General features: G+C 63.1%; 10 protein-coding genes and 1 tRNA gene. 4 read left to right on the top strand and 7 right to left on the bottom strand.

The features are described 5' to 3' along the window. Positions 1–74: transfer RNA gene (locus ACH2EI_RS14290), tRNA-Gly, on the bottom strand. A 215-nt stretch (positions 75–289) separates the two neighbouring features. Here ACH2EI_RS14290 and ACH2EI_RS14285 point away from each other — a divergent pair. Both ACH2EI_RS14285 and ACH2EI_RS14280 read left to right on the top strand, forming a co-directional pair. Beyond that, on the top strand, positions 290–1,564 hold the full coding sequence (locus tag ACH2EI_RS14285; protein WP_395160527.1) for a DUF2786 domain-containing protein: 1,275 nt from the start codon (positions 290–292) through the stop codon (positions 1,562–1,564). 62 nt (positions 1,565–1,626) lie between these two features. Next, positions 1,627–2,853: an amidohydrolase family protein gene (locus ACH2EI_RS14280; protein WP_395155104.1), complete on the top strand. Its 1,227-nt coding sequence runs from the start codon at positions 1,627–1,629 to the stop codon at positions 2,851–2,853. Positions 2,854–2,881: 28 nt separating this feature from the next. Here ACH2EI_RS14280 and ACH2EI_RS14275 read toward each other — a convergent pair whose 3' ends face one another. Further along, positions 2,882–3,529, bottom strand: coding sequence for an FMN-binding negative transcriptional regulator (locus tag ACH2EI_RS14275; protein WP_395155105.1), 648 nt, complete (start codon positions 3,527–3,529; stop codon positions 2,882–2,884). A 54-nt stretch (positions 3,530–3,583) separates the two neighbouring features. Here ACH2EI_RS14275 and dcd point away from each other — a divergent pair, with 54 nt between their 5' ends. After that, the gene (dcd, locus tag ACH2EI_RS14270; protein WP_395155106.1) at positions 3,584–4,165 is read left to right on the top strand and encodes a dCTP deaminase; all 582 of its coding nucleotides are present in this window, start codon (positions 3,584–3,586) and stop codon (positions 4,163–4,165) included. A 56-nt stretch (positions 4,166–4,221) separates the two neighbouring features. Here the strand turns inward: dcd and ACH2EI_RS14265 are convergent, their stop codons facing one another. The 5 genes from ACH2EI_RS14265 to gpmI form a co-directional block, all read right to left on the bottom strand. After that, positions 4,222–6,405, bottom strand: a complete 2,184-nt coding sequence (locus ACH2EI_RS14265) for a DEAD/DEAH box helicase (RefSeq protein ID WP_395155107.1) — start codon at positions 6,403–6,405, stop codon at positions 4,222–4,224. Between the two features lie 151 nt (positions 6,406–6,556). After that, the gene (locus tag ACH2EI_RS14260) at positions 6,557–8,848 is read right to left on the bottom strand and encodes a heterodisulfide reductase-related iron-sulfur binding cluster (protein WP_395160525.1); all 2,292 of its coding nucleotides are present in this window, start codon (positions 8,846–8,848) and stop codon (positions 6,557–6,559) included. 136 nt (positions 8,849–8,984) lie between these two features. After that, a complete protein-coding gene (locus tag ACH2EI_RS14255; RefSeq protein ID WP_395160523.1) occupies positions 8,985–9,728 on the bottom strand; it encodes a hypothetical protein in 744 nt (247 codons plus the stop codon). 69 nt (positions 9,729–9,797) lie between these two features. After that, the gene (locus tag ACH2EI_RS14250; protein WP_395155110.1) at positions 9,798–10,223 is read right to left on the bottom strand and encodes a cyclic nucleotide-binding domain-containing protein; all 426 of its coding nucleotides are present in this window, start codon (positions 10,221–10,223) and stop codon (positions 9,798–9,800) included. 81 nt (positions 10,224–10,304) lie between these two features. Next, the gene (gpmI, locus tag ACH2EI_RS14245; RefSeq protein ID WP_395155111.1) at positions 10,305–11,966 is read right to left on the bottom strand and encodes a 2,3-bisphosphoglycerate-independent phosphoglycerate mutase; all 1,662 of its coding nucleotides are present in this window, start codon (positions 11,964–11,966) and stop codon (positions 10,305–10,307) included. Positions 11,967–12,057: 91 nt separating this feature from the next. Between gpmI and ACH2EI_RS14240 the strand changes: the two genes are divergently transcribed. Then, a partial coding sequence (locus ACH2EI_RS14240; RefSeq protein WP_395160521.1) for a M14 family metallopeptidase occupies positions 12,058–13,239 on the top strand: 1,182 nt, incomplete at its 3' end.

Raw genomic sequence — 13,239 nt, 5'->3', positions numbered from 1 at the left:
TGGAGCGGATGACGGGAATCGAACCCGCGTATTCAGCTTGGGAAGCTGATGTTCTACCATTGAACTACATCCGCGAAGAATCAAGAGGGTAGCTGCCTGGCCCGGCTTCTTGCACGCCCGAACGGCACCGACCGAGTCGTTCGTCGACCGACCATGTATTGCTCTTCGATCGGGACTGTGACACCGATCCTCCATACTGGTCTCAGCGCTGGACGTTCTCGACGTAACAGCGGCGCCTCGGCGATTTCGGATCGCCCTCCATATCTCACCACCGAAACGGAGCGATGCCATGGGGCAGAACAATCGACAACGACGTGCGGCCAAACAACGCAAGCGATCTCATCGCGCAACGGGTGCCGAGCAGGACGCCCGCTTCGGCCAGTCGGACCGGCCGCCGTTCAACGAGCCTGAATGCGACTGTTTGGCGTGCCATGTCGATGCTGATCCGGCAGCAGCGTGGCGTGACGCTGCCATGGTTTTGACTGCAACTGTTGCTGCAGTGTGGTCCAACGGTTGGCAGCCGTCCGAGTTGGTGCGCCAGGCCGGCAGGGCGGTGTCTCGCGAATCGTCGCACCTGCTGAAGGTGGCCATCCTCGTCGATGATGCGCATCGGCCAGCGTCGTCGAAGCACCCGCGATGGCAGAGCCAGATCAACCAACTCCGCTCTAGTGTCGACCCTCCGTCCCTTGATGCCACGTGGATCTTCACGTGGCGCGACTCGGCTGTCGACCCGATCAAGGTCTTCGATGCGACGATGGTCGCGCTGACGAGTCTGGGTGCAGTCCACCGGCTCATTCCGCCGCCCGGCGAAACCGCTGTCGACGCCGGCTTTGCTGGCGGCGACTCGAACGATCCCATCCTCGCGAAGGTCCGGGCATTGTTGGCGCAGGCCGAGTCGACCGACTTCCCCGCCGAGGCAGAAACGTTCACCGCCAAGGCGCAAGCGATGATGAGCAAGCATGCAATCGACGAGGCGATGGTCCGTGATGCGTCTGGAGCCACTGATCGTCCTGTCACAATTCGTCTGCCCATCGATGACCCATATTCGAGCGAGAAAGCCACATTGCTCCATGTCGTGGCCGAAGCAGGCCGCTGCAGGTCGATCAGCTTTGCCACGTACGGTCTGGCGTCACTCACGGGTCAGGCCGCCGATGTGTATCGCGTCGAGTTGCTTTTCACATCGCTGCTGCTGCAAGCACAGTCGGCGCTCAACCACGAGGCAGCAGCTGGCGTCGCAGGCGCACACCGCCGCAGCCGCGCGTTCCGTTCTGCGTTTCTTGCGGGCTATGCAGTGCGCATCGGCGATCGTCTCGCCGCCGAGCGTGATCACGCAGAAGAAAAAGCAGGCCCAGCGGTGGTGGTTGTTCTCGCGCGCCAGTCAGATGCTGTCGACGACGAGATCGAACGGCTCTACGGTGGAAACCTCAGGCACCAAGGTCACCGATCGCGTGACCGCGCCGGCTGGAACGCAGGATCCGACGCAGCTGATCGGGCCCAACTCCGAGACGCAGGCGTGCAAGCGGGCAATGCAGCAGCGTCGGCTGAATTAGCTCCGCCGTCGTGAGTGTTCAGCAGCTCAGCGACGCACTCTTCGTCTGCGGTGGTGGCTGAGCGCGACACTGGTACATGGCCTACATCGAACGCCGTCGGGTCCACGACGCTGACGCCCACATCATGGAACCGCCCAACTGGCTCCGTGATCACGCTGACCCTGACATCCGTGAGCGGCTCATCGTCCCGCAGTACGCGAACGAACTCGTCCAAACCGGCGACGCAGGTGCCGGTGATTCATTGGTTCCCAATGATCTCACCGCAGTCTTCCAACGGCTTGCCGAACGGCATCGCAGTGAGGAGTTTCTCGCAGACGAAGCCACCGATGTGATGAACCGGAAGAACTTCGCGGCCACCGGTTCATTCATCGCCGAAGACCGACCGCGCGCCCTTGATTACATCGGCGTCGACAGCCAGCTGCTCTTCAACACGTTCCACAACTCGCGGCTCTTCGAGTGGGAACACCCGATCAACGGCCAGCCGGTCGACCTCGACCTCGCCTACGGCGCAGCGCGCGCCCACAACCGGGGGATGACCGAGTTCTGTTCGGTCGACGAGCGCCTGCTCGCCACCTGCTACGTCCCGCTCGCCGACTTCGACCGGGCCGCGGCAATGGCCGCCGAGTCCATCGAGATGGGTGCCGCTGCGCTGCTCGTTGCCTCCGGTTGTCCGGCTGGCCATTCGCCGTCGCACCGATCGCTCGACCGTGTGTGGCGCCAAGCCGAAGAAGCCGGCATCCCCGTCGTCTTCCACGTCGGCGGCACCGGCGCACTCATCGATCCGAGCTACTTCAACAACGGCTTGCCGATCCCACCTGACTTTCACGGCGGCGAAGAGAACTTCCGCTCCGTCGACTACATGGCCATCCCGTTCCCGCCGATGCAGACCCTCGCCACGATGATCTTCGACGGCGTGCTGGAACGTCACCCGAATCTTCGCGTCGGTGTCATCGAACAGGGTTGTACGTGGCTCCCGAGCTGGCTGAAGCAGATGGAGTCAGCGATGGACGCCTTCGGTCGTCACGAAGAACGGCTCCGTGATCTGTCGATCACACCGGGGGAGTACGTGCAGCGCCAAGTCAGGGTGACGCCGTACCCGACCGAAGACGTTGGCTGGGTCACCGATCAAGTCGGGCCCAACATCCTGCTTTTCAACACTGACTACCCGCATGTCGAAGGCGGCCGTCGGCCGTTCGAACGATTCGAGCGCAGCCTTGGCGACCGTTCCGAAAACGTCCGCGAACGGTTCTACGCCGACAACTTCATCGACCTGATGGGATCAGCCGTTCACGCGCTCGTCTGAGCGACTGCAGCTGCGCTTTTGCAGCGAGTCAGTTGAGCGTCTCGCGCATGGCAACCGCCAACGCGCGGTCTCGTTCGGCTGGCGAAGTGGCGTGGCCGGCGATCACCTCGAGCCGGTCGGCATCTGACCGGTTCTGGCTGAGTTTGCGCTTGCCGTCCAGCCGGGTGATCTCGATCTCGATGCCGACGATTGCCCGGAGTTGCTTGTCGATGAAGTCCGGCGGAGCGTCGGTAACCGCCCATCGAAGTGCGACGTCGAGGTCGTGGCGGGCCGCTTCGTGGTGGTCGGTCAGGTCTGACACGAGCTGGCGCACCCATGCCGGGTCGTCGTGGATGCGGACGATGCCGTGGGCGTGGACAACCTCATAGTTCCAGGTTGGGACCACCCGGTCGTGTTCGGCCTTCGACGGGTAGCGGGACGGCGTGACGTATCCGTCAGTGAGCGGGAACAGTGCAAGTACCGATGCGCCGTCAAGCGCCTTCCATTGATCGTTCGCTCGGGCGAAGTGCCCGCGGAGCGCACCGAACTCGGCGGGCGATCGGTCGAGGAGCAGTGGCAAACCGGACGACGCGAAGGTGTCGTCGGTGTGGGAGATGATGTGCGCGAAGCGGGCGCGCTCGATGAGTTCGTGGATCATCGCGTCGTCGTCGACGCGGTTGGCCGGCGGGTTGTACATGCAGCGGAATTTAGCCCGTGCGGCCGCTGCGTGCCGGTTGGGTATCGTGGCGCCGTGATCCTGTCCGACCGCAGCCTCCGCGAACAGCTCGATGCTGGCCGCATCGTTATTGACCCGCTCGACGATTCGCTGATCCAGCCGTCGTCGATCGACGTCCGGATCTCGAACCTGTTTCGTGTGTTCCGCAACCACACCGCCGGCGTGATCGACGTGAAGCGGGACATGACCGGGCTCACCGAGCTGATCGAGATGCCCTGCGACGAGCACGGCATCGGCGACGAACCGTTCATGCTGCACCCTGGCGAGTTCGTCCTCGGTTCGACCCTCGAACGAATGACGGTTCCCAACGACCTTGTCGGGCGTGTTGAAGGCAAGTCGAGCCTCGGTCGCCTCGGGCTACTGATCCACTCGACGGCGGGTTTCATCGACGCCGGATTCGACGGCCACATCACGCTCGAACTTGCCAACGTCGCAAGCCTGCCGATCACGCTCTACCCGGGCATGAAGATCGGTCAGATCAGCTTCATGGAGATGACATCGCCAGCCGACCTGCCGTACGGGCAGGGCGCCAAGGGCAGCAAGTATCAGGGCCAGGCTGGCCCGACACCGAGCCGCTACTTCGAAAACTTCCGCTGACTATCCAGCTTTGACAGCGACGTGGTGCGAGGCACCACGTCGCCGCAGCTCAGAAATCAGTCGGTGTAACGACGGGCCTTGACCGGCTTGCCGCGCATCGTGGCGCGATCCATTGCCTCGATCACGCGATCAACATCGTCCGAGGGCACGCCCACAACCGAGTGCTGTTCCGAGATACGGATCGGCCCGATCTGGCGACCAGTGAGGCCTGACTCGTTCGCGATGGCGCCAACGAGGTCGCCCGGGCGCACGCCGCTCTTGCGGCCGAGGCTGATGAAGATGAAGCCGGTGTCGGAGTTGTCGAAGTCGCGCTTCTTGCCCTGCCGGTCGTCGCGGTCGAACTTCTTCTTGCCCTTGCTCTTGTCGTCCCATTCGCGGTCGTCGCGATGACGACCCTTGCCGTCGGAGCGCTTGTCTTTGAAGTCACTGCTGCGTTCGTTGCGCACCGAGGCATCAGGAATTTCACGCTCGTCCATCACAGCGCCACGAGCTTCGTGAACGAGTTTGATGGCGGCCAGCGCGATGTTGCGATCGCTGTCTTCGCCAGCGAGGGAGTGCAGGACCTTGTTGAAGTCTTCGAGGTCGGGTGCGGTCAGAGCTTCACGGATCTGGGTGACAGTGACCTCGACCTGGCGGGCACGAAGATCGGCGACACTCGGAACCGTGCCGACTTCGATGGTCGTCTTCATCAGGCGTTCGATGTTGCCGAGCTGACGACGATCCCGTGGGTCGGCGAGCGTGATTGCGGTGCCTTCGCGGCCTGCACGACCAACACGGCCGATGCGGTGGACGTAGCTCTCGGCAGCTGCCGGGACGTCGTAGTTGACGACGTGGGTGAGCGTGTCGACGTCGAGGCCGCGAGCTGCCACGTCGGTTGCGACGAGCAATTCGGCTGTGCCATCACGCAGGCGCGCCATGACGCGGTCGCGCTGCGACTGGTCCATGCCGCCGTGGAGTGCCTCGGCGCGGTAGCCGCGGAGGCCCATGGTGGCGGTCAGTTGGTCGACGTCCATGCGGGTGCGGCAGAACACAATGGCTGCGTCAGGGGTTTCGATGTCGAGGATGCGGCCGAGCGCGTACGGCTTGTCGTTGCGCTTGACGAAGTAGACCTTCTGGCGGATGAGCTTTTGGCTCTCTTGCGTTTCGGCCTTGCCGATTTTGATCTTCTCAGGGTTGCGTTGGTGGCGCTTCGCAATCGAGTGGATCCGCGGCGGCATCGTGGCAGAGAACATCACCGTCTGGCGATCGGCCGGTGTGCTCTCGAGGATCGACTCAATATCGTCGGTGAAGCCCATGTCGAGCATTTCGTCGGCCTCATCGAGGATGACGGTTTTGATTTTGTCGAGCCGCAGCGAACCGCGTCCGATGTGGTCGATTGCTCGGCCCGGGGTCGCCACGACGACGTGTGCGCCACGATCGAGGGCGCCCAGCTGGCGGCCGATCGGCTGGCCACCGAACACCGGCACCACCTTGGCACCGAGCTTCTTGCCGTACTTCACGATGGCTTCGCTGACCTGAATAGCCAGCTCGCGGGTCGGCGTCAGGACCAGGACTGAAGGCGCATCCGGGAACCCGGGCTCGATGGCGTTGAGCGCCGGGAGTGCGAAAGCTGCGGTCTTACCCGTGCCCGTTGCCGCCTGGCCGAGCATGTCTCGGCCCGTCAGGAGCAGCGGGATCGTTTCGCGCTGAATCGGTGTGGGCTCTTCGTAGCCGAGTTCGTTGAGCGTGTCGACGAGTTCCTGGCGCAGACCGAGTGCGGCGAATCCCTTGACTGCGGGCTCGGGCTCGGGTTCCGGTTCGCGCTCGACTTCAGCAACCGGCTCAGGCTCTGCGACGGGCTCGACTTCAGCAACCGGCTCAGGCTCTGCTTCGGCAACTGGTGCAGCCTCGGCGGCCACGACCTCGTCGGCCATTACCTCGGGGGTTGCGGGCTCTTCCTCGGTTGCGTCGTTTGGCGAGTCGGCGACTTCGGCAGCGATTTCAGCGGCAGCAGCGTTCGAGCGTTCGAAGCCAGCCATGATCGCGTCGATGTCATCGTCGTCGACGTCGTCTGTGTCGACGTCGTCTACGTCGATGGCTACGAGGTCGTCGTCGCTGATCTCGTCGGCGCTGGTCTCGTCGTCAGCGGGCTGATCAGCCCCGTTTGATGCGGGCGCGAGTCGCGTGATATCGACAAAGTCGGGATCGGTTCGCTCGGTCGGGTTCGGTCGCGACCAGCTGCCGGTGTCGTCTGTACTCATCACATTGCTCCTCGAAGAATGAAACAACGATACGGACCAACGGCGCGAACCGTCGATGACGCCCGTCTCAGCCAGTTGGACTCAGCGATCGACAAGCCCAACTCACGATCGAGGCCAGCCGCACTGCAGTACGTCGCTGCTGGCGCCCTGGTCAGGCGGGAGACTGCGGACCGTCGTCGAGCCGGGCGGCTGCCAGCTCAGCTTCGACGAGTGGGGCGTTGCCTTCGTGGAACTTGGCCTCACCGGCTTCGATGGCTTCGAGGAGGTGGATCGAGACGTCAGCGACCTTGACCTCGTGCTCTTCCTTGCCAGCACCCTTCACTCCATCGTCGAGCATGATGTAGCAGAACGGGCAGGCGGTGGCGACACGGCTGGCGCCCGTGGAGATTGCCTGCGCTGCGCGCTCGTCATTCACCTTGGTGCCGGTGTTCTCTTCCATCCACATGCGGGCGCCGCCAGCGCCACAGCACATGCCCTTGGTGCCGTTGAGCGACATCTCGACAACTTCGATGCCCTTGATGGCGCCGACGACCTTGCGCGGTGCGACGTAGACGTCGTTGTGGCGACCGAGGTAGCAGGAGTCGTGGTACGTGATGCGCTCTTCGAGGGTGGCCTGCGAAACGTCAAGCTGACCCGAGTCGATGAGCTGCTCGAGCAGTTGCGTGTGGTGAATTACTTCGTAGTTGCCACCGAGCTGCGGGTACTCGTTCTTCAACGTGTTGAGGCAGTGCGGGCACTGGGCGATGATCTTCTTGACGCCCATCTCGTTGAGCATCTCGACGTTCGGCTGAGCGAGCATCTGGAACAGGTACTCGTTGCCAGAGCGGCGGGCAGAGTCGCCAGTGCACATCTCGGACGGCCCGAGGATGGCGACGTCGATGCCGGCACGGCGTAACAGTTGCGCCATTGCCTGCGTGACCTTTTTGTTCTTGTCATCGAACGAACCGGCACAGCCGACCCAGTAGAGGTACTCGTGCTGGAGTGCTTGGCCCGGATCGACGATCGTGACACCGTCCATGCCGTCGGCCCAATCGCCGCGTTCGCCCTGGTTGAGGCCCCACGGGTTGAACTGGTTTTCCATCGCGCGATAGGCGTTGCCGAGTTCGGGCGGGAAGTTCGACTCCATCAGCGACAAGTAGCGACGCATGTCGAAGATCTTGTCGGTGATCTCGATTCCGACCGGGCAGATCTCGTCGCATGCCTTGCAGGTGGTGCAGGCCCAGATCTCTTCGGCGGTGATCCGCTCGAACAGGTTGTTGGCCGAGATGGTGATCTCTTTGTCTTCGCCGAGCGGTGCGCTCACGGCTGGGGAACCCGAGGCGGCCATGACCGCACCCGCCTTGAGGACGATCTCGCGCGGGTCGAGCGACTTGCCGGTGGCATGTGCCGGGCAGACGCTGGTACAACGGCCGCACATGGTGCAGGCATCGAGGTCGAGCAGTTGTTTCCAAGTGAAGTCTTCGACAACCGAGGCGCCGAACGACTCGAGTTCGGTCTCCATCAGGTTGGCCATCGGCCGCATGGCACCCTTCGGACGATCTTTGTCCTTCAGGTACAGGTTGATCGGCGACGTGAAGATGTGGCGCAGCATCGTGAGCGGCAAGATCGCGAGGAAGGCGACGAACGTAGCAACGTGGCCAATCCACCACCACTGGTGCCAGGTGCTGAGCGCTGACTGCGACATGCCGTCGACTAGCGTCGACAGTGGGTAGCCAATGAAGCTCCACTTTTCGTATTCTGGGCCGCCTTCGAGGGCGATACGGAACATTTCGGCGCCGTACCCGGTGACACCGATGGCGAAGAAGACGCCGAGGATGAGGGCGTGTTCGGGTTTTGACTTTATGCGAATGCGGTACGGGCGTTGCACGTAGCGGCGCACGATTGCCCACACAATGCCGCCGAGGAACACGAGGCCAGCGGCGTCACCAACGAAGGCATAGGCCTTATAGGTGGTGCCGTGGAGGAACTTCAGCTGCTCGGGCATCTGGTGGTCGACTTCAAGGACGGTGGTGACACCGAGTAGTGCGAGGAAGCCGAAGTAGATCATTGAGTGCATGAGGCCGGCACCGGCATCACGCAGGAGCGTCTGCATATAGACGCCGGCGCGGAAGTCCTTCAGACGCTGCTTGGCGTTCTTGGTGTTGGTCCGGCGCTGCGACGGTGCGCCACGTTCCCAGTTCTTCATCCGGTTGGCGAACATGATGCCCACCCAAATGAGGAGCACCGGGATGACCGTGTAAAACACGACCTGGATTGGACCCGGAATGTTGACAAACACGGTGCGGTGCACGGCGTTGTCGTTCTCCCACCCTGTGATCTGCGGAAGGATGCCCGACACGAGGGTGAAAAGACCCACCGCCGTGAACAGGACGAGGGAGAGTTGATGCGGCTTGACCCGCTTCGGCTCGGTGTCGGGCGCGGGAATTTCAGGAGCAACACTCATACGTCGGCAAATCTACTCGCGGGTCGCTGCCGACCACAGATCCGCCTCGAAATCATTACGTATGGGGTCAGGCCCCTTTCGCACTTGTTGGACGATGCGTTCAGTAAGTGCGAAAGGGGCCTGACCCCATACGTAACTATTGGCGGAGGTAGGAGAGGCCGTGCAGGAAGAACTCGACCGCACGGCCGAGGGGCGATTCAACAAGGTCAAGTTCGGCGAAGGTCAGCGTGGCGCCGAACGGTGCGGTCCAATACTCGGCTGGTCCGGGGCGCTCCGGACCCCACGGACCGACGTAGAGGTACGGCTGGTCGAGGACGCCACTGCCAGCGGCGGCCCCGAGGTTGACTCGTGCATCAGGCTGCGCTGCGAGATCGATGCCGAAGTCGAAGTGCTCAGGCCAGAGACGGCCGACGGACGCTGCCGCGTCAGGAATCGAGGCGACGGCTTCTTCCATTGCACGTTGGCCGAGCAGATACCACTCGCCGAGGACGGCCGCGGTGTCGCTGTCGAGGACAATCATCTCGTCTGGGTCGCCCAGCGGAGGTGTCTCGCCACCGACCCAGAAGTCGGGGTCCGGTTCGAATCCGATGGCGTTGCAGAGCCCGCGAATCGTGTTGCCGACGACCATCTCAACCTGTGTGGTGGCGTTGAGTTCTCTGACGTCGTCGCCGATCACACGTTCAATAAAGAGCGACCCGCCGACGAGCCGGACGCGCTCACGCCGGGGGCCGACCGGGGGCGTGCCGAACCCGCCAGGAAGTGGGACGAGGTCGAACAGTCCGTCATGGCGACACCGCGCCTGACCGAGCACGTGGGTTGCGATGCGCTGCGCGAGGGAGCGCTGTCGGGCCCAGTGGTCGGGAAGCGGATGAAAGTTCACGCGCTCACCCTACGCAACCAGCCGGAGCTGAGATTCGTGTCAGACCGGTGCCTGACAGGAGTGGGGCGATCAGCCGAAGACGGTGCGATCCATTTCGCGGATGCGCGAAGCAAGGACGCCCATCAGCTTGTGAGCGATCGACGGCACGTCGTCGAGGACGCCGATGAAGCGACGCTGGTCGATCACAAGGAGTGTGCAATCGGTGGCGCAGATTGCCGAGGCGGTGCGCGGGCCGTGATCGAGGAGTGAGAGTTCGCCGACAACATCGCCCGCACCGAGCGAAGCGATCTTGCGGCCGCTGCGCTTGATGGTGACCTCGCCACTCACGATGACGAAGGCTTCTCGTCCGGTCTGGCCCTGATCGACAATCATGGTGCCCTCGGTCATGATGATCTCGTCAGCGGCCTTGGCGACTTTCTCAAGGTCTTTCTTGCTGCATGCGCTGAAAAGCGGAACGTTCTTGAGGGACTCGAGTTGAAGTTTCTTGCTGGCCATCTCTCCACCTTACGCGCTTCGCGAGATGTGCTGGTGACTGAGATCCAAGCAGATGTTCTCGCCGATGTTCCGGCTGGTGCGTCAGAACGTGATGAGCGGCTGAAGGTAGTCATCGGGTGCGTCGAAGCCGAGCAGGTTGAACACGGTCGCGGCGACATTCGCCAGGCCGTGTGCGTCGCCTGGGGCCGCGTCGACCATGTGGTACTCGCCGTCGTAGTTCGGATCATGGATTGCGAACGGCACCGGCGACAGCGTGTGGCTTGTCTTCGGATGCTTGTCACCCGTGGCATCGACGGTGTACATCACGTCGGCATTGCCGTGGTCGGCGGTGTAGATGATGACGCCGCCAAGTTCGTCGATGACGTCGATCAGTTGTGCCATGCACTCGTCGATGATTTCCATTGCCTCGACCGTCGCGTGTAAGTGGCCGGTGTGGCCGACCATGTCGCCACTCGGGAAGTTCAACCGACCGAATCGGTATTCGCCCGACCGCAGGAGGTCGATGGTTTCGGCGGTGATCTCGCGCACCTTCATGGCGGGGGTCGTGTCGAACTCGACGTTGTCGGACGGGATCTCGATGTACGTCTCAAGCGACTCATCGATGTAACCGGACTTGTTGCCATTCCAGAAGTAGGTGACGTGGCCGAACTTCTGGGTCTCGCTGATCGCGAAACTCTTGACACCTTCGGCACACAAGAACTCACCCATGGTGCGGTCGATTGCCGGAGGATCGACGAGGTAGCGCTTCGGGATGAGCGCGTCGCCGTCGTACTGCAACATGCCGGCGTAGAACACGTCGGGGTGCCGCTCGCCGTTGGCGCCGGTCCGGTCGAACACCTCGAAGTCGGCTTCTTCGTAGGCGCGTGAGATCTCGATGGCACGGTCGCCGCGGTAGTTGAACAACAGGACAGCGTCGCCGTCGCGCATTGTGCCGACCGGCTGCTTGTCGACATCGCCGACGACGAATCGACCGAGGTACTGATCGCCCTTGTCGGTCTCGGCGTACATGGTCTCGACCGCATCGGTTGCGGACGCGAACACCGGGCCTTCGCCGTGTGTGTGGCACAGGTAGCCGCGTTCGACCATGTCCCAATCGGCTTCGTAGCGATCCATCGTGATCGTCATGCGACCGCCGCCCGAGGCGATCCGGAAGTTGCGACGCTCGCCATCGGGCGCACCGCCAGCGTTGATCTCGGCAAGCACTGCCTCGGTCTGCTCGATGTACATCAGAGCACTGCGGTGCGCGACGTCGCGCCCGTCGTGGAGGATGTGTACAGCGCAGCTGGTCACGCCGTCATCCGCAGCACGGCGCAGAAGTTGGTAAAGGTGCGCGGTCGTCGAGTGTACGCCACCATCGGAGTGCAGGCCGAGGAGATGGAGTGTGTTGGCCGTTCCGCGCTCGACTGCCTGCTTCCACACATCGGTTTCGAAGATCGCGCCGCTTGCGAGCGCCTTGTTCACCAGCTTGGCGCCCTGCGCGAAGATTCGTCCGGCACCGAGGGCGTTGTGGCCGACTTCGCTGTTGCCCATGTCGTCGTCGGTTGGCAAACCGACAGCAGGCCCGTGCGCTGCCAGCTCGGTGTACAGCTCGCTCGTGGCGAGTCGATCGAGGGTTGGTGTGTTCGCCTCGGTGACAGCGTTACTCGGGCCTGCCGGAGCAACACCAACACCGTCAGCGACGACGACAAGGACCGGGCCGGGCCGACCAGAGAACGACGGATGCTTACTGAGCGACAACCCCATGATGTCAGGCTAAGGCAGGCTCAGGCAGGCCGACCGGCTCACGCCGAAGTCGCTGTCACTCGGAGCGCCGAAGCGGTTCTACGATCTCCTCATGGCCGACACGTACGACTTCGACCGGTTCCTGCGCTACGACGAACTGACGGCGTGGGTCGACGACCTCGTTGCCGAGCATCCCGGCCTGGTCGCGGTCGAGACGTATGGCCAGTCGCATGAGGGCCGCGATCTTCGGCTGGTCACCGTGACCGATCAGTCGACCGGCTTGCACGACACGAAGCCGGCGCACTGGATCGACGCCAATATCCACTCGGTCGAGCTCACGGCGTCGGTGGCGGCGTGCAGCGTTTTGCAGCACCTCGTCGAGGGTTTCGTGAGCGGCGACGAACAGGTCACGCGGGCTCTGCGCACCCGCACCTTCTATGTGGTTCCGCGCGTCAATCCCGACGGAGCGGAGTGGGCCCTCGCTGACTCGCCCCACTACCGTCGATCGAGCGTTCGGAACTGGCCACTTGCCGACGGTCGGCGTTGGCCCGGCCATGAGAGTGAAGACATCGATGGCGATGGGCGGATTCTCCAGATGCGCATTGCCGACCGGGATGGCCAGTGGATGCCGCATCCCGACGACGAGCGTCTGCTGGTGCCGGTGCCGCTCGACGGGCTGGCCGAAGGTACACAGCGCTATCGGCTCTTCGGCGAGGGCACCATCGAAGACTTCGACGGGTTCACGATGGCGAAGCCACGAGTTCCGCAGGGCCTCGACATGAACCGCAACTTCCCGGCCGGTTGGGGAACGACGGTGTCGGGTTCCGGCAATCATCCGTTGAGCGAGCCGGAGATCGACGCGTTAGTGAGGGCGATCGTCGCTCGCCCAAACATCTGTGGCTTCAACGCGTTCCACACCTTCGGTGGTGTGCTGTTGCGGCCGTCGTCGACTGCTGCCGACGAGACGCTCCCGCCGAACGACGTATGGGTCTGGAAGGAACTTGCCAAGCGCGGCACCGAACTCACCGGCTACCCGTCCCACTCGGTGTACGAAGACTTCACATGGGACACGACGGAGACGATGAGTGGCGCCTCTGACGACTGGGCCTACGAACACCTCGGTGTTTATGGCTGGACGACCGAGTTCTGGGACCTCGTCCATGCTGCGACCGGCGAGAAGATCTCGACGCACTTCTGGTACACCGGCCCGACCGACGACCAAGCGATCGCCGCGCTGCACTGGCTCGACAACCAGCCAGGTGACGCACTCACTGCTGGCTTTGTCGACTGGTAC

Origin of the sequence: Ilumatobacter sp., assembly GCF_041688325.1 — a bacterium.
In the GTDB taxonomy this organism is placed as follows: Bacteria; Actinomycetota; Acidimicrobiia; order Acidimicrobiales; family Ilumatobacteraceae; genus Ilumatobacter_A.
The sequence above is the reverse complement of the archived record's forward strand: the minus strand, read 5'-3'. Positions and strand labels throughout refer to the sequence as shown.

Coding starts and splice junctions, on each gene's coding strand:
- ACH2EI_RS14260 (WP_395160525.1), bottom strand. CDS start 8,848: ATGAGTGTTGCTCCTGAAATTCCCGCGCCCGACACCGAGCCGAAGCGG.
- gpmI (WP_395155111.1), bottom strand. CDS start 11,966: ATGGGGTTGTCGCTCAGTAAGCATCCGTCGTTCTCTGGTCGGCCCGGC.
- ACH2EI_RS14265 (WP_395155107.1), bottom strand. CDS start 6,405: ATGAGTACAGACGACACCGGCAGCTGGTCGCGACCGAACCCGACCGAG.
- ACH2EI_RS14275 (WP_395155105.1), bottom strand. CDS start 3,529: ATGTACAACCCGCCGGCCAACCGCGTCGACGACGACGCGATGATCCAC.
- ACH2EI_RS14280 (WP_395155104.1), top strand. CDS start 1,627: ATGGCCTACATCGAACGCCGTCGGGTCCACGACGCTGACGCCCACATC.
- ACH2EI_RS14250 (WP_395155110.1), bottom strand. CDS start 10,223: ATGGCCAGCAAGAAACTTCAACTCGAGTCCCTCAAGAACGTTCCGCTT.
- ACH2EI_RS14285 (WP_395160527.1), top strand. CDS start 290: ATGGGGCAGAACAATCGACAACGACGTGCGGCCAAACAACGCAAGCGA.